Source organism: Herbiconiux sp. 11R-BC (genome assembly GCF_049472555.1).
GTDB lineage: Bacteria > Actinomycetota > Actinomycetes > Actinomycetales > Microbacteriaceae > Herbiconiux.
In genome coordinates, this window is record NZ_JBCEBO010000005.1 from 188,423 (window position 1) to 207,167 (window position 18,745).

Here is an 18,745-nt window from a genome sequence, read left to right on the forward strand (position 1 = left end):
CCCGGCTCCGCTACGGTGAGCACATGTTCGCTGCCATCGCCGGAGTGCTGCCGATCGCCGTCGGCATGCTGCTCGCCTCGGTTCCCGTGGTCGCCATGGCGGCCGTGCTCGCCACGGTCAACACCCGGGCGGTGCTCTCGCGCTTCACCGCCGGGTGGCTCGTGGGTGTGGTGCTCATGTGCGCGGTCGGACTGCTGCTCGCCGACGTGGCGATCTTCGCCACCGACTCGAGCGCGTGGGTCGCGTGGGTGCGGCTCGCGCTCGGTGTGGTGGTGGCCGTGCTCGGCATCCGCAAGCTCGTGTCGCGCATCCGGGCCGGTGCCGCGACCGGAGAGCCGTCGTGGATGGCGACGATGCGGGCGATCACCGCTCCGAAAGCCTTCGCCGCCGGCCTCGCGCTCGGCTCGGTGAACCCGAAGAGCGCCGCGATCACGCTCTCGGCCGTGGCGGTGGCCGCCGAGGGCACCGCGGTGGTGGGGGAGCAGATCGCGGCCCTCGTGGCCTTCGCCGTCGTGGGCAGCCTCGCGGTGGCGGCGCCGCTCGTGGCCATCGCCGCGGTGGGCGAGCGCGCCGCCCGGCCGCTCGATGCCTTCGTGGGCTGGTTCGCGCGGCACAGCGACGTCGTGCTCGCCGTGGTGCTGCTCGCTCTCGCGGCCGTGCTCATCCTGAACGCGGTGGGCGAGCTCGCCGCCTGAGCGTCGTGACGACTGCGCGTCCGGTGACGACCGAGCGTCCGGTGACGACAGCGCGTCCGACACGGGCGGCGCCGGCGCTCGTAGGCTGAAGGCATGCGGTCTCCGGGAAGCACAGCCGTGGTCGTCGTCGGCGGGGTCACGGATGCGATCGTGCGCGAACTCGGCCGCCTCCCCAACGTGCAGGCGCTGCGGCTCACCGACGAGGAGAGCCGCGCGACGGCAGAGGCCGCAGCCCGCCCGGCGGTGGGGGCGCCCTCGGTGCGCGAGGTGCTCGCCTCGGCGCACAGCCCGTTCCTGGTGCACGACCTCGATCCGCTCGCGGCCGTGGCGCGAGCCTGGACCGCCTTCTTCGAGAACCCCGCCACCCTGCCCGCCCTGCGCATCGAGACCGAGTCGGCGCTCGCCTCCTTCGCCGCGGGCGAGAGCGTGCTGCCCGACTACTACCTCGTGCTCGGGCCGGAGAGCATCACGCCGGCCGAGAGCCAGTGGTGGCTCGGGGTGCTGGCCGCGGTGGCGCCGAGCCGGGTGCTCCCCGTGGAGGCCACCACGGGGGCGGCGCAGCGGATGCTCGGATCGCTGCCCACGGGCCGCGCCTGGCCCGAGCCGGCCGGCTGGCTGCGGGAGCTGCCGCTGCAGGTGCCCGATCGGGTCGGGTTGTTCTGAGTGGGCCGGCTCCGAGCCGCTGTGCCCCGGCCCGCGCTACTCTGAGGGGCACGCGCACGACGGGAGCAGAGCGGTGACCTTCCAGGCCTACATCGACACGATCCAGCAGAAGACGGGCAAGACGCCCGACGACTTCCGGGCGCTTGCCGCCGAGAAGGGCCTGAGCGGCCCCGGGGTGAAGGCGGGAGACGTGCTCGCCTGGCTCGCGCAGGACTTCGGCCTGGGCAGAGGCCACGGGATGGCGATCTACTCGATCCTCAAAGACGACGCGACGCCGAGGGGCTCGGCGGACGAGCGCATCGAGAAGCAGTTCGCCGGCGCGAAGGCCGCCTGGCGGCCCTCGTTCGACGCCATCGTCGCGCGGGCCCGCGCGCTCGGCGACGACGTGACGCTCGCCCCCACCGACAGCTACGTGAGCCTCGTGCGCGGGAGCCGCAAGTTCGCGATCGTGGCGGTGACCGCCAAGCGGCTCGATCTCGGCGTGAAGCTCAAGAACGACGAACCGGGCTCCCGATTCGAACCCGCCGGCAGCTGGAACGCGATGGTGACGCACCGCGCCCGGGTCGATGAACCGGCGCAGCTCGACGAGGAGCTGCTCGTCTGGGTCGACGCGGCGTACCGCGAGGCCTGAGCCGCGCATCCGCCAGTGCCCGCGCCGCGCATCCGGAATGCGGGGGAGCCGCGGATGCTTGTAACCGAGTAGGTGTTGCATCGCGAACAGTGATGCAATGGAAGTTCCCGAATGATGTTCTGAGGCTGCTGTGACGATCGACTTTGACCGTGTGACGACCACCCGCGCGCGGGATGACACGGCGCTGGACACGCCGGCGTTGGATGCCGCGGAGGTCGAACGGGTGCGCGCCGACTTCCCGATCCTCTCGCGATCGGTGAACGGGCATCCGCTGGTCTACCTCGACTCGGGGGCCACCTCGCAGAAGCCCCAGTCGGTGATCGAGGTCGAGCGCCGCTTCTACGAGGAGAGCAACGCCGCCGTGCACCGCGGAGCGCACACGCTCGCCGGCGAGGCCACTGAGCTGTTCGAGGCCGCGCGTGCCCGAGTGGCGTCGTTCGTGGGCGTCGCCGACGACGAGATCGTCTGGACCTCGAACGCCACCGAAGGCATCAACCTCGTGGCCTATGGCATGTCGAACGCCTCGCTCGGGCGCGGCGGGGCGGCCGCCGAGCGGTTCCGGCTCGGGGCGGGCGACGAGATCGTGGTGACCGAGGCCGAGCATCACGCGAACCTCGTGCCGTGGCAGGAGCTGGCGTTCCGCACCGGGGCGACGCTGCGCGTGATCGGGCTAGAGGATGACGGGCGCCTGCGACTCGACGAGGCGGCCTCGCTAATCGGTCCGCGCACCCGCGTGGTGGCGTTCGCGCACGTGTCGAACGTGCTCGGCACCGTGAACCCCGTGGAGCGGCTCGTGGCGCTCGCGCACGGCGTGGGCGCGCTCGTGGTGCTCGACGCCTGCCAGTCGGCGCCGCACCTGCCGCTGGACCTCGCCGCTCTCGACGTGGACTTCGCCGTGTTCTCGGGCCACAAGATGCTCGCGCCCACGGGCATCGGCGTGCTCTACGGGCGCAAGGAGCTGCTGGATGCGCTGCCGCCGTTCCTGACGGGCGGTTCGATGATCACGACGGTCGGCCTGCAGGAGACCTCGTTCCTGCCGGCGCCGATGCGCTTCGAGGCCGGCACCCAGCGGGTGTCCCAGGCCATCGCGCTCGCCACGGCCATCGACTACCTCGACGCGGTCGGGATGGAGCGGATCGCCGAGTGGGAGACGCGGCTCGGTCTGCGCCTGTATTCCGGCCTCGCCGCGATTCCGGGGGTGCGCATCCTGGGGCCCGCCCCGGCAGCCGGGACGGCCGGCGGGCACGGAGCCGAACGCGTGGGTCTCGCGAGCTTCGACGTGGAGGGGGTGCACGCCCACGACGTGGGGCAGTTCCTCGACGACCGCGGCATCGCGGTGCGCGTCGGTCACCACTGCGCGCAACCCGTGCACCGGCGATTCGGGGTGACCGCCACCACGCGCGTGAGCACCTATCTGTACAACACCGAGGCCGAAGTCGATGCGGCCGTCGAGGCCGTGGCCGACAGCCGCGTCTTCTTCCGGGTGGCGTGATGGCCTCGCGCGAACTCGAGACGATGTACCAGCAGGTCATCCTCGATCACTCCAAGGAGAAGCACGGCTTCGGTCTGCGCGCGGATGCCTCGGGCTCGTCGCACCAGGTCAACCCGACCTGCGGCGACGAAGTGACCCTCAACGTGCACCGGGGTGCCGATGGTGCGGTCTCGTCCATCAGCTGGGAGGGGGAGGGATGCTCGATCTCCACGGCCTCGGCCTCGCTGCTGAGCGACATCGTGCATGACCTGCCCTCCGATGAGGTGTCGGTGCGCATCGACGCCTTCCGGGAGCTCATGCAGTCCAAGGGCGCCCTCGAGGGCGACGAGGAGCTGCTCGGCGACGCGGTGGCGCTGGGCGGGGTGTCGCGGTACGTGACCCGCATCAAGTGCGCGATGCTGCCGTGGGTCGCGTTCGAGGCGGCGCTCGCCTCAGAGGGTGCTGCGCCGCGCGCCTGAGTCGCGCAGAACAGCCACCCTCAGACGACGTGGGTCGCGGCCGTCGGATTGTCTGCGGCCTCGACGTCGAACTCGTTGTGGCCGTCGCGGGTGCGGAAGGTGAGCCAGGCGATGACCATCCCGATCGCGACGAGCACGGCGAGCACGCTGTAGAGGGCGTTGGGACCGGCGGCGGCGAGGGCGGGGGTCACCGTGGCCATCAGGGCGGCGACGATGCGGGCGGTGGAGATGATCGTTCCCTGCGCCGTGGTGCGGAGCAGGGTCGGGAAGGACTCCTGCGACCAGACCTTCATGATGGTCTCGAAGGCGAAACCCATGCCGAGCGCCGCGAACGCGGCCGCGATCAGGTAGGTCACCAGGCTGAGACCGAAGACGGCGGGCACGGCCAGCCCGACGACCCAGAGCAGTGCTCCGGCGGTGAAGTAGCGGAAGCGGTGGCGCCCGTCGGCGATCCTCATGAACCAGAAGTAGCTGAGGAAGTTCAGGGGTGCGATGACCAGGGTGAGCACGCCGGCCGTGGAGACGCTGACGCCGCCGGTGTTCACGAGCAGGTACGCGCCGAACTGGCCGACCGTGTTGGCGGCGAGATTCGCCAGGGCGTAGAACGCGATCAGGCCGAGGAACGGCTTCGCGTAGGGGGTGCGCACGAGCCGGAGGGCGCCGGACCGGTCGGCCCGGATGGTGTGGATGCCCCGTGCTCGCTCACGACGGGCCTCCAGCCAGGTCTCGGACTCGGGCACCGTGAGCCGGGCGAGCAGCACCACGAGAGCCACGATCCCGATGTGGGCGAAGAGGATCTGCCCGCCGGTGCGGCCCAGGTCGCCGACGAAGATCGCGATGACGGTGGAGACCAGCACGCCGACGGCCCACAGCATGTTGGAGAAGCCGAGGAACTTGCCGCGGTTCGCGTCGCTGGCTGCCTCGGAGATCGTCGACAGCGAGACGGGCAGGTCGGCGCCGCTGCCCACGCCGAGGAAGATCGCCCCGGTGATGATCACGGGGAACGACGGGGCGAGGAAGAGGATCGCGATGCCGATGATGATGAGGATCATCGTGACGGTGAACACCGGTCGCCGGCCGAAGCGGTCACCCAGCCTCCCGCCGACGAGGGCGCCGGCCGCGACCGAGAGCGTCAGAGCCCCGGATGCCACGCCCACCTCGAGCGGCGTGAGGCCGAGGACGGCCTGGTAGATCACGATGACGGTTCCGAAGGTGACGATCGCGGCCGAGTCGATGTACGAGGCCATGCCCGCGATCGTGGCGGTTCGCCAGGCGCTCGGCCGTCGGCGGATCGGTGTGTTCGTGTTCATGTCTTCTCCTTTGAAGGGGTCGGGTTTGACGGGGTCGGGTTTGAGAGGGGGAGTGGCGGTTCCTACGCCCCGACGCGCACGGGGCGCATCGGGAGGGTGAATTCGTGGGTGCCCGGAGCGGCTTCGAAGGCCGAGGGCCCGTGCCCGATGGTCGCGGTCGTGCCGGCCGGCACCGTCACCTCGAGCCGGATGGCGTCGCCGACGGTGCGCCACGCGACCTCGATGCGGCCGAAGGGCGTCAGTACCCAGCCCTCGACCGGGTCGACGCCGCCTCCGGGTGTGGGATCGACCCGGAAGGTGCGGTATCCGGGCGCGGTCGGTGCGATACCGAGCAGGTACTCCCTCATCCACAGGGCCACCGAGCCGAAGGTGAAGTGATTGTGCGAGTGCTGGCCCCGGCCGTCGCCGTCGAAGCCCTCCCAGGTCTCCCAGATCGTGGTGGCGCCCTGTTCCACCTGGTGCAGCCACGACGGATTGCTGGTCTGCAGCAGGATCCGGTACGCCAGGTCGCTGCGGCCTATCTCGGTGAGCACCGGCAGCAGCATCGGTGTGCTGAGGAAGCCGGTTCCGAGATGGTGGTCGGCAGCCTCGATGAGCTCGACGAGGCGTGCGATCACGCCGGGCCGGGCCTCCTCGGGCACCAGCCCGAAGGCGAGCGCCCGTACGTACTCGTCCTGCCGGTCGGAGCCGATCGTGCCATCGGGCCGGAGGAAGGCCGCCTGCCACGCACTCCGCACGTTCTGCGCGAGGAGCGCGTACCGGGCCGCATCCTGCGTCTTGCCGAGGAGCCCTGCGGTGAGGCCCAGGATGCGCGCCGACTCGGCGAGGTACGCGGTGGTCACGGGCGCGCCGCGAAGACTGCCGTCGGTGCGGCGCTCCACGACCCCGGATGCTCCCGGCCGGAGCCACTCGCCCCACTGGAATCCGTAGTCGACGATGAACGCCTCCTGCGCCCCGACCCGGTGCCGGGAGAACCGTCGAGGCAGGCCCTTCTTGGTGCGGGCCCGGCGGGCCACGAAATCGACCCACCGGGTCATGCTGTCGTACTGATCCTCCAGCACGGCGATGCTGCCGTAGTACTGGTAGAGCGCCCACGGGATCGTGACCGCGGCGTCGCCCCAGCCGCTGGAGTTGGCGAGCATCCTCATCAGCCGGCGGAGTCCCGGTGAGGTCTGCGCCGTCGATTCGGAGGGGATGAACGGCGGCACCCGCCCGTCGGGCATCTGCTCGAGGGCCAGACTGCGGGCGTAACGCCGTAGATAGGCCTCGACGTCGACGAAGCCGACGGCGGTGGGCAGGAACGCCTGCGTGTCTCCGGTCCAGCCGGACCGCTCGCGGGTGGGGCAGTCGGTCGGCACATCGGTGAAATTCGAGCGGATGCTCCACTCGACGTTCTTCCACAGCCGATTGAGCCGCTCGTCCGCGCAATGGAAGCCGCCGCTGGTCTCGAGCTCGGAGGACAGCACGACTCCGCGGATGTCGTCGGGACCGAGATCGTGGTCGAGCCCGATGATCTCGACGTAGCGGAAGCCGTGCGTCGTGAAGCTCGGCTGGTACCAGTCCCCGGTCTCTCCGACGGTGACGGTGTCGCGTTGATACCACGGCTTCTTCGGGTCGCTGAGAATCCAGCGGGTGTCGAGCTCGCCGTCGGGCGCGAGCAGTTCGCTGTAGGTGAGCTGCACGCGGGTTCCGCTCGCATCCGCGAGGCGGAGTCGAGCGACTCCGTTGAAGTTCTGGCCGAAATCGACGAGCTGCCGCCCCGCCGGAGACCTCCACACCCGACTCGGCGTCAGCAGGTCGACCTGGGTGACCGGCGCGGCCTGCTCGGCCACCAGCTGCCGGGGATGGGGCGGCAGCACCCGCACCGGATGGAAACCGGCCGGGGCGTCGCCCGGTGCCCAGACGTCTGCGATGCGGAGGTCCGCGCTCTCGCCCCACTTGGGATCGGCGCGCAGCACGGGCCCGCGCCCGACTCGCCAGTCGCCGTCTGTTCCGAGGGTGCGGGTGCTGCCGTCGTCGAGCTCGAGCTCGATGTGCAGGAACGCCCCGAGCTCGTCGCCGTAGACGGCCCGCCGGGACAGGAAACCGAGTCGGCCGCGGAAACGTCCGTCGGCGACGACCATCCCGAGGGTGTTGCGCCCCGCTTCGAGCACGTTCGCGAGGTCGTACTCGCGGTACTCGACCTCGTGCTCGAAGGGCGTGAAGCGGGGCACCAGCGCGGGGCCAGTCTGGTCGACTCCGTTGACCACCAGGTGATACCAGCCCAGAGCGGAGGCGAAGGCCCTCGCTCGGACGACACCGCGCGGGATCTCGACCTCCGTGCGGAAATACAGCACCGGATCCTCGTCAGCCGTGTACGGTCGCGGGTCGGCGATCCACGTCGATGCCGTGAGACGGGTCACGATGCCCGTGCTGAACGTCGCCGGCGCACTCGGCCCGCCGGATCCGCCGTCGCCGAAGACGGTCACGCGCCACCAGTAGTCGGTGCCCGGCCGGAGGGGTTCTCCGTCGTAGACGATGCCGAACTGCTCGACGCTCTCGACCTGCCCGGTGTCCCAGGCCAGTGCGTCGAAGGCCGGCGATGTCGCCACTTGGAGGCGGTAGCCCTGCTGCATCCGGTTCGGGTCGGTCGATTGCCACGAGAACACCGGATGCGCCGTGCCGATGCCGCGCGGCTCGATCACGGCGTTCGTGCGAAGCCGGGTGGCGGTGATCGATTCTGGAGCGAGCGTCATCGTCTCCACCTCCCTGATCTGGAACTTGCTTGCTGGAAAGTATGTAACTTGCTTGCTAGAAAGTCCAGCCCGACTACACTCGAGGGCAGGAGAACGGGAGTGGCGCGATGACGATCAAGAAGTGGGCGGACGGATCCTCGCCGCGAGAGGTGATCCTGCAGGCCTCGATCAAGGAATTCGCCGAGAACGGCTACACCTCCGGATCGATGAACTCGATCGCGCGGGATGCCGGGATCACCCGCCAGCTGCTCCTGCACTATTTTCCGAACAAGAAGGCTCTGCTGATCGCCGTGCTCGATGAGCGGGACGCCCGGCTGACCACCGAGTGGCCGGATCCCGTCCACGTGCCGTTCGAGACGTTCGCGGCGCAATTCGACCAGATGTTCCCGGCGATCTACGCCGAGGCCGAGATCTTGAGGCTCTCGCACCGGCTGATCGCGGAGGCCGCGGATCCGGACCATCCCGCTCACGACTGGATGGTGTCGCGCGAACGGGCGATCCGCGGGAAGCTCGAGCAGGTCTACTCCGGCGCGGTGGAGCGCGGCGAGCTGCCGCCCTGGGTGAACGCCTCCGCCCTGGCCGTCACCACGCTGGGCGCGGTGGAGGGGATCGAGCGGCAGTGGCTCGTCGATCCCGAGCTCGACTGGCAGGCGGCGATCCGCAGCCTCCGTCAGCTCGTCGTCGCCCTGGCCCGCACCGCGCCGGCCCCCGTCCTCTGACCGGCGATGACCGCCGAAAACCAGGCCTACGCCGAAGCGATCGACTATCTCACCCGGCTGGGCCCGCGGATGTCGGGCTCGCCGGCCCATCGTGCGTTGATCGACCATGTCGCCTCCGAGCTCTCGGGCATCGGGTACGACGTGCAGAGGGACACGCACTCGTTCGAGCGGTGGGCGCTCGAGGGGAAGGAGCTCACGGTTCACCCCGGCGGCCCGCGCGGTGATGTCTCCATCCCACTCGCCTCGGCCTGGCCGTACTCGGGCGAGACCCCTCCCGGCGGCATCACGGCACCCCTCGTGCTGGTGGCCGGGGTCAGGAAGCGCTGGCGCGCGGCCGCGGGGAAGATCGCGCTGGTCCCCGTGGCGAGCCTCGCCGTTCCCGCGAAGCTGATCATCGGCTCGTGGGACGGTGCGCCGCTGTTCGACACCGTGACCAATCCGGTCATCAGCGCCGAGCTGTCCGGCATCGACCTGAAGAAGGCCCGGGAGGCCGGCGTGCTCGCGGTGATCGCCGTCTGGCAGGGTCTCTCCGATGAGGCCGCTCGTGGTCAGTACCTGCCCTTCACTCAGGGGTATCACGGGCTTCCCGCGGTCTGGGCCGCCCCGTCTGCACGGCGGGCGCTGCTCGAGGCGGCGGCCGGGGGTGACAGTGTGACGCTCAGGCTGGCCGCCACGAAGACTCCGGACGCGACCATGAACACGGTCTGGGCGGTCTCGCCCGGAAGGGGACCGCGCGCACGGGAGTCGATCCTGGTGGTGACGCACAGCGACGGAGGGAACGCGGTCGAGGAGAACGGGTACATCGGACTGCTTGCGCTGGCCCGGGATGCCGTGGCGTCCGAGCACGATCGCACGGTCGTGTTCATCTGCACCGCCGGTCATCTGCGCATCCCCGCCGTGACCGCGCACGGTCAGGCCACCACCGCGTGGCTGGAGGCGCATCCGGAACTGTGGAGGCAGGACGCCGGCGGTTTGACCGCCGCGGCCGGTCTGGTGGTGGAGCACCTGGGCGCCAGGCATTTCGCGGACGATCCCGTCACGGGCCGCTACGGGGCCGACGGATCTCCCGAGCCCGAACTGCTCTATGCGACGACTCCGCAGCTGGTGCAGCTGGCCCGTCGTCTCTGGCGCGGTGCCGGGCCGGGGGTCGTGCGCCCGGCCCGGCCGGGGCCGATGGTGCACCTCGGTGAAGGCGAACCGCTGTTCGAGCGGGACATCCCCGCGATCTCCCTGGTCACGGGCCCGCAGTATCTGCTCGCGGAGACGGAGGAGGACATCGTCGACATCGACGTGCTCGGCCGTCAGGTGGACAGTTTTCGTCATGTGCTGCAGCACCTCTCCGGTGCTGTCGATCGCGAGACCTTTGGCGAGGTGAAGCGTCCCGGCAAGGCGCGGAAGGTCGTCGCCGCGCTGCGGGTGCTGCTCTTCCTCGCGCGCGACGCGGGTAGACGGGCACGTAGTCGACCCGTGCCCTGAGTCCGGCGGTGGGGCGTGAGGGTCGCTGCGCCTCGTGTGTCGTGTGTCGTGCTTCGGGTTCGGTGTTTCGGGCGCGGGGTGTCATGTTTCGGGCCGGGTGCAGTGTTTCGTGTTTCGTGTTTCGTGTTTCGTGTTTCGTGTTTCGTGTTTCGTGTTTCGTGTTTCGTGTTTCGTGTTTCGTGTTTGTGTTTCGTGTGCAAGGCGTGGCGCAGGATGCGTTGTGCGGAGTAGTGGCGGTCGGGTGCGGGCTTTCGTGTTTCGTGCGCGAGGCGCGGAGTGTCGGGTGTCAGTATCGGGTGCGGTGCGGTGCGGTGCGGTGCGGTGCGGTGCGGTGCAGTGCGGTGCGGTGCGCAGGCGCCGGTGTCGGCCGGGGGTGCCACGCACGGCGCGCGGCATCATCACCGCGGGGCGGGGCGGGGCGAGGCGGGGCGAGGCGGGGCGAGGCGGGGTGGAAGGCCGCCGGCGCGGTTTGGAGGTAGCGGGCGGAATCATCACCGCGGGGCGAGGCGCGGTGGAAGGCCGCCGGCGCGGTCGGGCGTGGCGGGCGGCGTCATCACTGCGGGGCGATGTGGGTGGCGCTCGGCGTCGTCCCGTGGTGGCGCGCGGCGTGGTTCCGCGGTGGCCGACGTCAGGACGGGGTGTCGGCGCGTGGCTTGACGCGACGGTCTGAGGAACGCGCGGGTGAGAAGGCAACTCAGAACGGTGGGGCGTCCTCCTTGGGAGTGTCGTCTTCGGGGGTGACAGCGCAGGCCGGGGGGACCGGCGGGACTGGGGACGGCGCCGGACTGGTCTCGTAGTGGCGGCCGGTGGGGGAGCGCCAGGTGAGGTGGCGGCCGGAGCCGGCGGTGGGAGACCAGTTCGATTCGTGTTTGAGATGGTGGTGCCGGGAACAGAGGTGGAAGAGGTTGGATGCCGAGGTGTGGCCCCCCGCCTGCCAGGCTTCGCAGTGGTCGAGCTCGCAGCGGGATGCTCGACGGGAGCAGCCGGGGAACCGGCAGTGCTCGTCGGCGAGCCGGAGCGCGAGTCGCAGATCGGCTGGTGGCTGGTAGCGCTCCCGGCCCACACTGAGGGTCTGGCCCGTGTCGGGGTGGGTGAGCATCCGGATGAACGAGGGCGCGTGCGCCGCGATTCTGGTGGCGGTGGCGGCGTCGATCGGGCCGTAGCCGTGGAGCTCGCCCGGCGCATCCGAGTGGCCGAGCAGCGTCATGACCGGCACCGTGACGATGACCGTGGGCCGGACGCGGCCGAGCTGATGAGCTACGTCGGCGCGACCCGCGTCGGTCGACTCGTCGTCGCCGGCGAGCGCGCCGTGCCGGCTCGCGGCAGGGAGCTGACCGCCTGCCGTGCCGGTGCCGGTGTCGGTCGCGGTGCCAGTGTCGGTCTCGGCATGGCTGGGGCTGGCGGACGCGTTCGGTGCCACGGGGCGGCCGAAACTGTCGGTGGGGCCGGGGTTCGCAAGCGGGTGGGTGGGCACGCCGAAGCCGCCCCCTGGGCCGAGCACGAGGCCGGTGAAGGCGTCGGCGCGGAGTTGGGCGTGGCTGCGGGGCTCGTCGTCGGCGCGGAGGCCGCGGGCGATCTGGTCGAGGGCGTCGTCGATGGCGATTGCCTCGACCGCGGGGAGGAACGCGGTGAGCCAGGCCATGCCGTCGCGGTCGGCCTGGAAGGCGACGAAACGGTCGGCTGCCGCTCGCGAATGGCGCGCCTCCAGGGATTCCGGATGCAGGCGCTCGCGCAGACGCCGGGCCCTCGTGTCGAGTTGCGACGGTGTCTGGCCCGAGGCTGTCGCCATCACCGCGGCGTCGTAGGCGGGGCGCACCGATTCCGGCAAGGCGTGGGCGTGACGCGCGACGGCTTGGGCGTGGACGTAAGTGATGGCACCCGATCGCAGGGCCGCGAGCGTCGCGGGGAGCTCACGCGCGAGAACCTCGCCGTCGACCAGGAGGCGGCCCGCCGTGCTCTCGGAGAGGTGCATGGCGCACGCTACCTCGGCGACGAGCGAGCGTCGCGCCAGGTCACGCCGCGCTGCACCGAGGCCGGCCGGGGCTGTCGCATCGCTCGAGAGCTCGGCCCACGCGGAGAGCTCGGCGAGCACCTCGGCGCGCAGGGCGTGCAGTTCGCCGACGGCACGCTCGAGGGAGACGAGCTCGTCGAGCGGCGAGTCGGCACGGCTGCGGAGAGCGGCTCGCAGGCCTGGGCCGCGACGCCCGGTGCCGAGAAGCCCGAGGCTGCTGCCGTCGCTGCCGTCGCTGCCGTCGCTGTGGTCGACTGGGCTGTCATGGCCCGGGCTGTTCTCGCCCGGACGGGGTGTGAGTAGGACTTCTTTCATGAGAATAAGTCAACACGACACCACCGACATCGGGCTGCTGGATGCGTCCGCCCTGTCGGAGCAGGATGGACGACCTGCCCCGCCGACCCGCCGACCCGCCAACCCGCCGACCCGCCGTTGCGCCAACGCGCCGACGCGCCGACTCGCTGACTCGCCGACCCGCTGACTCGCCGTTGCGCCAACGCGCCGACGCGCCGACTCGCTGACTCGACCCGCTGACTCGCCGTTGCGCCGATGCGCCGATGCGCCGATGCGCTGATGCGCTGATGCGCTGAGCCGCCGCGCCGCCGCACCGCCGACGCGCTGACTGGCTGATGCGTCCATGCACCGTCCGGCTGATACACCGTCCGGCCGATGCGCCGACCGGCGGATGCGCCGAGCCGCCGTCCCTCCGATGCGCCGTGCGCCGATGCGGTGCCCCGCCGTTCCGCGGATGCGCCGTCCCACCGTCCCACCGACCCGCTGACTCGCGGATGCGCCAACCCGCGGATGCGCCAACCCGCCGATGCGCTAACCCGCCGATGCGCCGTCCGGCCGATGCGTCAATGCGCCGAACGGCCGACCCGCCGAGATGCACCGGCCCGCGCCCACGACCGGCGCACCCTAGGATCGCAGCATGCCCGACTCCCTGCCCGACCCCGCTCGCGTGGCCACGCCCAGCGCGACCGATCCCGGCGCGACCGAGCCGGGCGTGACCGAGCCGGGCGCGTTCGAGACCGGCCTGACCGAGCCTGCTGTCGGCTCGACCTATCCCGACCCGGGAACGCCCGACCGAGCCATGCCCGACCCGACCACGCCCGACCCGACCCAGCGCGCCCAGCCCACGCCGCCCGCGCACCCCACCGGCGAACGCCGCCGCCTCGCCGAAGCCGCCACCGGAACCCCCTGGCGCGACTGGGGCCCCTACGTGGCCGAGCGCGGCTGGGGAACCGTGCGCGAGGACTACAGCGCCGACGGCGACGCCTGGCGATTCTTCCCCCACGACCATGCCCGCAGCCGCACCTACCGCTGGAACGAGGACGGCATGGCCGCCTTCAGCGACGAGCAGCAGCGCTGGTGCCTCGGCCTCGCCCTCTGGAACGGCGCAGACCCCATCCTCAAGGAGCGCATGTTCGGCCTCGCCGGCCCCGAGGGCAACCACGGCGAGGACGTCAAGGAGTACTGGTGGTACCTCGACGGCACCCCCACCCACTCGTGGCAGCGCTGGCGCTACCACTACCCGCAGGCGGCCTTCCCCTACGAGCAGCTCATCGAGGTCAACGCCGCCCGCTCGAAGCTCGAGCCCGAGTTCGAGCTCGTCGGCACCGGCGTCTTCGACGACGGCCGCTACTGGGTGGTCACGGTCGACTACGCCAAGGCCGGCCCGCACGACCTCGTGATGCGCGTGCGCGTCGAGAACGCCGGCCCCGACACCGCCACGATCCACGTGCTGCCGAGCCTGTGGTTCCGCAACACCTGGTCGTGGGATCTCGACCCGGGCCCGAAACCGCAGCTCCGCGCGGGCGCACCGGATGCGCACAACGGCACCGCGAACACAGCCACCGCGAGCACCATCACCGCCTCGATCCCCGGCCGCCCCGATCTCGTGCTGCGCGCGCATCCGGATGCCGACGGCCGGCTCCCCGAAGCCCTGTTCTGCGAGAACGAGACCAATCGCGCCCTGCTCTTCGACGAGCCCAACACCACTCCCTACCCCAAAGACGGCATCAACGACCACGTCGTCGACGGCGCCCCCACGGTCAACCCCGCGGGCGTCGGCACGAAGTCCGCGCTGCACTACCGCGCCGAGATCGAGCCCGGCGGGGTGCGGGAGTTCACCGTGCGCCTGACGCAGGTTCCGGATGCCGGCGGCCCGGCGCATCCGGAGACCGCCGCCGGCACAGACACACCCCCCGACAACGACACAGCCCCCGGCACGGACACAGCCCCCGAAACCGTCCTCGCCGCCCGCCAGGCCGAGGCCGACGAGTTCTACGCCGGGGTCATCCCCGAACAGGTCTCCTCGCAGGAGTTCCGCATCGCCCGGCAGGCCTTCGCGGGGCTGCTGTGGTCGAAGCAGTTCTTCCACTTCGACGTGCGCCGCTGGCTCGACGGCGACCCCACCGCGCCGCCGCCCCCGCCCGAGCGCAAGACCGTGCGCAACGGCGACTGGCGGCACCTGTCCAGCCACGACGTCATCCTGATGCCCGACCCCTGGGAGTACCCGTGGTTCGCGGCCTGGGACCTGGCCTTCCACTGCGTGACGATGGCGCACATCGACCCGGAGTTCGCCAAGACACAGCTGATCCTGATCCTGCGCGAGTGGTACATGCATCCGAACGGGCAGCTGCCGGCCTACGAGTGGAACTTCGCCGATGTGAACCCGCCGATCGAGGCCTGGGCGGTGCTGCGGGTGTTCGAGATCGACGGCGGGCGCGACTTCACCTTCCTCGGCCGGGTGTTTCACAAGCTGCTGATGAATTTCACCTGGTGGACGAACAACAAGGACCACGGCGACAACAACCTCTTCGAGGGCGGCTTCATGGGGCTCGACAACATCGCCCCGCTCGACCGCTCCACCCTGCCGCCGGAGGTGGGCATCCTCGAGCAGGCCGATTCGACGGCGTGGATGGCGACCTACGCCCTGCACCTGCTCGACATGGCCCTGCTGCTGACGAGCCGCGACCCCGCCTACGAAGACGTGGCCACGAAGTTCTTCGAGCACTTCCTCACCATCGCCGCCTCGGCCAACGACGCCGGGTTGTGGGACGAGGAGGAGGCCTTCTACTTCGACGTGCTGCACCTCGCCGACGGGCGCGACGTGCCGATGAAGGTGCGCTCGCTCGTGGGGCTCGTGCCCGTGACGGCCTCTCTCGTCTTCGATCGCCTCAGCATGGGGCACCTCGAGGAGTTCGTGGCGCGCGGCCGCTCGTTCCTCGAGCGCAACCCGGGCTATCGGGAGGCCGTGCACATCCGCGACCCCGGACAGGGCACGAAGAGCCTGCTCGCCCTGGTGGCGCCGGAGCGGCTCGAGCGCATCCTGTCGCGCATCGTGCACCCCGACCGCATGCTCTCGCCCTACGGCATCCGCAGCATCTCCGCCTGGCACCGCGAGCATCCGTTCCGGGTGGAGGTCGACGGGGTCGAGGCCGTGGTCGACTACGAGCCGGGGGAGTCGACCTCCGGGCTGTTCGGCGGCAACTCGAACTGGCGCGGGCCGGTCTGGTTCCCGCTCAACACCCTCATCATCGAGTCGTTGCGCTCCTACGACACGAGCCTCGGCGAGACGCACACGATCGAGTACCCGGCCGGCAGCGGCGAGATCCGCACGCTCGGGCAGGTGGCGGACGACCTCGCCGGGCGGCTCATCTCGCTCTTCGTGAGCGTCGACGGCGGGCCGCGGCCGGCGGACGCGCGCTACCCGCTGCTCTCGACCGACCCGCGCTGGCGCGACAACATCGCGTTCTACGAGTACTTCCACGGCGACACCGGGCAGGGCCTCGGGGCCTCGCACCAGACGGGGTGGACGGCGCTCGTGGCCCACCTCATCATCACGAAGAGGCGGCCGGCTCGCTGAACTCCTCGCGCCGGCCCCGCCCGGGCAGGGTGAGAACGAGGATGCCCACGGCGAGCACCACGAGACCCGCCACGGCGACCGGCGCGAGGCTCTGACCGAGCACGAAGGTGCCGAGCACGGTCGCGAGCAGCGGCTCGGCGAGCGTCAGCGTGGAGACGGTGGCGGCGGTCAGGCGGTCCAGGCCCCAGGCGAAGAGCGTGTAGGCGACGGCCGTCGTGACGACTCCGAGCCAGAGGGCGGCGAGCAGGCCCGGGCCGGTGCCCAGCCAGCGGGTGTCGGTGAGCAACAGGATGGGCAGGCTGAAGGCGGCGGCCACGCCGAACACGCCGCCCATGGTGGCCGAGGGGCTGAAGCCGCGGTCGAGCAGCGCCTTGCTCGCGAGGGTGTAGACGGCGTAGGAGGCTCCGGCGCCGAGGGAGGCGAGCAGACCCGGGATGCTGACGCCGCCACTGCCCGCGGCAGCCCCCGCGGCCGCGCTGCCCGTGCCCACCAGGCCGCTGATGAGCGTGACGCCCACGAGGGCGATCGCGGTGGCGATCAGCCAGCGGCGGCCGGGGAAGCGCCGGTTCAGGATGCCGTCGAGCAGCCCCGTGATGACCGGCGCCGAGCCGAGCGCCACCACGGTGCCGATGGCCACACCGTTGAGGTGGGTGCCGGCGAAGAACGCGGGCTGGTAGGCCACCACGCCGAGCGCGCCGACCACGACGAAGGGCCAGGAGCGACGGTGGGCGCCGGATGCCGTGCTCGCGCCGTTCGCAGAGGCGCCGCTCGGCCGGCCGGCCGCCCGTGCACCGGCCGTGACCGGCGAGCGGGCCTCGCGCATCCGGTGCCGGAGCGCCATCAGGCCGGCGACGATCGCGAGCAGGCCGCCCCCGATCAGGATGCGCGCCGCACCGAGCGAGAACGCCGAGGCGTCGGCCGGCGCGAAGGCCTGCGCCGTTCCCGTCGTGCCGAAACACAGCGCGGCCACGATCACGGCGAGGAACGGCATCATGCCGCACAGTTTCCCACAGCGGCGCCGAGCATTCCGCCGCCGGCCCGCTCGGCCGAGCTGTCGGGCGAGCCGTCAGGCGACGACCTGGGAGCTCGCGATCACGAGCACGCAGGCGAGGGCGACCCCGGCGATCAGCCAGAAGCACACGGCCATCAGCACCAGGCGCGGCCGCAGCCGGGTGACCAGCAGCCGCACCTCCAGCATCGCCAAGAAGAGCAGCACGATCGCCACGATGCCGATCATCGCGACGCCGGTGGAGTTCACCTGCTGCAGGAACCAGAGCAGCACCACGGCGATCGCGCCCATCAGCCCGCCGAGCACGAGCCAGCTGCGACCGCTCGAGGTGGTGAGCGCGGGCTGGTTCGTCACCTTGGTGGGGTCGTCGCGTGGGTCGTCGTTCATCATCCGCCTGCCTGCGGCCGAGTCTACGCCGCGGGCCGTGGAGGCGCCCCACGGCGCTGCGGGTGCGGGCACGCTCCACTCAGAAAGCCGCCGACGACAGCTGCCAGACGGCGAGGCCGTGCAGGCCCCGTTCCCGTGCCAGCTGCGCGCGCAGCGCGAGCGAGCGCTCGTCCGACCACCAGAGCACCGTGCCGTCGTCGAGCGTCGCCGTCCACTCGCCCTGCTCGGCGTCGAACACCGCCCGGCCGCCCGCGATGTCGCGCGCATCCTCCACCCGCAGCGCGATTCCGGTCGTGCCGTCGCCCGGCCAGGAGTAGCCGTACTGACCGACCCCGAGGTCGATGCGCGCGGGCGGCACGCCCGAGGCGATCATCGCGTCGAGCGCGGCCTCCGCCCAAGCCAGGCCCCCGACGGCCCCCGGCGGGCTCCAGGCCGGCCCGTGCTGGTCGTAGCCCATCAGCACCACGCGGTCGATGTCGGCCAGCAGCCCGGTGAAGTCGTAGCCCGCGTCGGCGTAGGCGGCGGGGGAGTCCTTCGCCATGATCGCGATGGAGATCGGGATGCGCGCCCGCCCAACGCGCGGCACCAGGTCGAGCGCGGCCCGCAGCTCCCGCGCGAACGCCGTGAGCCCGGTCGCATCCGCCGCCGAGAGGTCCTCCAGGTCGAGCTGCACGCTGTCGTAGCCGCCGCGCATCGCGGCGGTCACCAGCTGGCCGATCACGGCCGTGCGGTTCACGGGGTCGCGCAGCAGGGCGGCCCCGATGCCCGCCGAGAAGTCCTTCGTCGTGGCATCGAAGTTCGCCAGCAGCAGTTCCGCCGACATGCCGGCGGCGTGGGCGGCGGCCACGAGGGCGGCCGATCCCTCGGGCTCCGGGAGGAGGGCGGTACCGCCGTCGGCGATGGTGGCTCCGTCGACGCCGATCATCGTGACGCGGCCGCGGTTCGGGGCCACGAAGCGCGCCGAGTCGGCCTCGACGAGCAGGTAGCCCTCGACGCTGAGACCGCTGACGACGGGGTCGGTGGCCGTCGAGTCGCCCGGTGCGACGGAGGGGGGAGGTTGGGGGATCGACGGGGCTGCGGATGGCCGACCCGAGCCTCCCGTGCCCGTCGCGCCATCCGTCGGGGCAGCCCCGGACGGGCCATCCGTCGCGCGCAACGACTCGCCGGCGGCGAACGTGGAGACGCAGCCGCTCGCGCCGAGCACCACTGCGGGCAGCAGGAGGGCGACGGCGAGCGCCGTGGCGGCGGGTCGCGTCATGCTCCCAGTCTGCGGATCCGATGCCGCACG

Annotated in this window: 14 protein-coding genes; 8 read left to right on the plus strand and 6 right to left on the minus strand. The window is 71.5% G+C overall.

Annotation, left to right across the window (positions count from 1 at the left end):
* The first annotated feature begins 23 nt into the window (after positions 1–23).
* The 5 genes from VD659_RS13620 to sufU all read left to right on the plus strand — a co-directional run bounded on the left by VD659_RS13620 (position 24) and on the right by sufU (position 3,939).
* On the plus strand, positions 24–695 hold the full coding sequence (locus tag VD659_RS13620) for a GAP family protein (RefSeq protein ID WP_423261617.1): 672 nt from the start codon (positions 24–26) through the stop codon (positions 693–695).
* 93 nt (positions 696–788) lie between these two features.
* Positions 789–1,358 carry a hypothetical protein gene (locus tag VD659_RS13625; protein WP_423261618.1) on the plus strand — a complete coding sequence of 190 codons (570 nt, stop codon included), beginning with the start codon at positions 789–791 and terminating at the stop codon, positions 1,356–1,358.
* Between the two features lie 73 nt (positions 1,359–1,431).
* A complete protein-coding gene (locus tag VD659_RS13630; RefSeq protein ID WP_423261619.1) occupies positions 1,432–1,989 on the plus strand; it encodes a DUF4287 domain-containing protein in 558 nt (185 codons plus the stop codon).
* Positions 1,990–2,140: 151 nt separating this feature from the next.
* Positions 2,141–3,481 carry a cysteine desulfurase gene (locus tag VD659_RS13635; protein WP_423261620.1) on the plus strand — a complete coding sequence of 447 codons (1,341 nt, stop codon included), beginning with the start codon at positions 2,141–2,143 and terminating at the stop codon, positions 3,479–3,481.
* Positions 3,481–3,939, plus strand: a complete 459-nt coding sequence (sufU, locus tag VD659_RS13640) for a Fe-S cluster assembly sulfur transfer protein SufU (protein WP_423261621.1) — start codon at positions 3,481–3,483, stop codon at positions 3,937–3,939. Before VD659_RS13635 ends, sufU begins: the two co-directional genes overlap by 1 nt.
* A 20-nt stretch (positions 3,940–3,959) precedes the next feature.
* Here sufU and VD659_RS13645 read toward each other — a convergent pair whose 3' ends face one another.
* Both VD659_RS13645 and VD659_RS13650 read right to left on the minus strand, forming a co-directional pair.
* On the minus strand, positions 3,960–5,249 hold the full coding sequence (locus VD659_RS13645; RefSeq protein ID WP_423261622.1) for an MFS transporter: 1,290 nt from the start codon (positions 5,247–5,249) through the stop codon (positions 3,960–3,962).
* 62 nt (positions 5,250–5,311) lie between these two features.
* Complete coding sequence (locus tag VD659_RS13650; protein ID WP_423261623.1) at positions 5,312–7,984, minus strand: family 78 glycoside hydrolase catalytic domain; 2,673 nt, start codon at positions 7,982–7,984, stop codon at positions 5,312–5,314.
* 107 nt (positions 7,985–8,091) lie between these two features.
* Here VD659_RS13650 and VD659_RS13655 point away from each other — a divergent pair, with 107 nt between their 5' ends.
* Together VD659_RS13655 and VD659_RS13660 are read left to right on the plus strand one after the other, a co-directional pair.
* The gene (locus tag VD659_RS13655; RefSeq protein ID WP_423261624.1) at positions 8,092–8,703 is read left to right on the plus strand and encodes a TetR/AcrR family transcriptional regulator; all 612 of its coding nucleotides are present in this window, start codon (positions 8,092–8,094) and stop codon (positions 8,701–8,703) included.
* A gap of 6 nt (positions 8,704–8,709) precedes the next feature.
* Positions 8,710–10,179: a hypothetical protein gene (locus tag VD659_RS13660; RefSeq protein WP_423261625.1), complete on the plus strand. Its 1,470-nt coding sequence runs from the start codon at positions 8,710–8,712 to the stop codon at positions 10,177–10,179.
* A gap of 694 nt (positions 10,180–10,873) precedes the next feature.
* On the opposite strand, the gene VD659_RS13665 is transcribed toward VD659_RS13660, so the two are convergent.
* Positions 10,874–12,505, minus strand: a complete 1,632-nt coding sequence (locus VD659_RS13665; RefSeq protein WP_423261626.1) for a DUF222 domain-containing protein — start codon at positions 12,503–12,505, stop codon at positions 10,874–10,876.
* Positions 12,506–13,121: 616 nt separating this feature from the next.
* On the opposite strand from VD659_RS13665, the gene VD659_RS13670 reads away from it, so the two are divergent.
* The gene (locus VD659_RS13670; protein ID WP_423261627.1) at positions 13,122–16,061 is read left to right on the plus strand and encodes an MGH1-like glycoside hydrolase domain-containing protein; all 2,940 of its coding nucleotides are present in this window, start codon (positions 13,122–13,124) and stop codon (positions 16,059–16,061) included.
* On the opposite strand, the gene VD659_RS13675 is transcribed toward VD659_RS13670, so the two are convergent.
* From VD659_RS13675 to VD659_RS13685, 3 genes are all read right to left on the minus strand, one after another.
* Positions 16,036–17,055 carry a DMT family transporter gene (locus tag VD659_RS13675; protein WP_423261628.1) on the minus strand — a complete coding sequence of 340 codons (1,020 nt, stop codon included), beginning with the start codon at positions 17,053–17,055 and terminating at the stop codon, positions 16,036–16,038. The two genes, VD659_RS13670 and VD659_RS13675, sit on opposite strands and share 26 nt — an antisense overlap.
* A gap of 72 nt (positions 17,056–17,127) precedes the next feature.
* Positions 17,128–17,457: a hypothetical protein gene (locus VD659_RS13680; protein ID WP_423261629.1), complete on the minus strand. Its 330-nt coding sequence runs from the start codon at positions 17,455–17,457 to the stop codon at positions 17,128–17,130.
* Positions 17,458–17,536: 79 nt separating this feature from the next.
* Positions 17,537–18,715: a glycosyl hydrolase family 18 protein gene (locus VD659_RS13685; RefSeq protein ID WP_423261630.1), complete on the minus strand. Its 1,179-nt coding sequence runs from the start codon at positions 18,713–18,715 to the stop codon at positions 17,537–17,539.
* Positions 18,716–18,745 lie beyond the last annotated feature (30 nt).

Bases quoted from the DNA above. Each gene is read 5' to 3' on its own strand.
- VD659_RS13670 (WP_423261627.1), top strand. From the start codon at position 13,122: ATGCCCGACTCCCTGCCCGACCCCGCTCGCGTGGCCACGCCCAGCGCG.
- VD659_RS13645 (WP_423261622.1), bottom strand. From the start codon at position 5,249: ATGAACACGAACACACCGATCCGCCGACGGCCGAGCGCCTGGCGAACC.
- VD659_RS13675 (WP_423261628.1), bottom strand. From the start codon at position 17,055: ATGATGCCGTTCCTCGCCGTGATCGTGGCCGCGCTGTGTTTCGGCACG.
- sufU (WP_423261621.1), top strand. From the start codon at position 3,481: ATGGCCTCGCGCGAACTCGAGACGATGTACCAGCAGGTCATCCTCGAT.
- VD659_RS13680 (WP_423261629.1), bottom strand. From the start codon at position 17,457: ATGAACGACGACCCACGCGACGACCCCACCAAGGTGACGAACCAGCCC.
- VD659_RS13685 (WP_423261630.1), bottom strand. From the start codon at position 18,715: ATGACGCGACCCGCCGCCACGGCGCTCGCCGTCGCCCTCCTGCTGCCC.
- VD659_RS13625 (WP_423261618.1), top strand. From the start codon at position 789: ATGCGGTCTCCGGGAAGCACAGCCGTGGTCGTCGTCGGCGGGGTCACG.
- VD659_RS13660 (WP_423261625.1), top strand. From the start codon at position 8,710: ATGACCGCCGAAAACCAGGCCTACGCCGAAGCGATCGACTATCTCACC.
- VD659_RS13650 (WP_423261623.1), bottom strand. From the start codon at position 7,984: ATGACGCTCGCTCCAGAATCGATCACCGCCACCCGGCTTCGCACGAAC.
- VD659_RS13620 (WP_423261617.1), top strand. From the start codon at position 24: ATGTTCGCTGCCATCGCCGGAGTGCTGCCGATCGCCGTCGGCATGCTG.
- VD659_RS13655 (WP_423261624.1), top strand. From the start codon at position 8,092: ATGACGATCAAGAAGTGGGCGGACGGATCCTCGCCGCGAGAGGTGATC.
- VD659_RS13665 (WP_423261626.1), bottom strand. From the start codon at position 12,505: ATGAAAGAAGTCCTACTCACACCCCGTCCGGGCGAGAACAGCCCGGGC.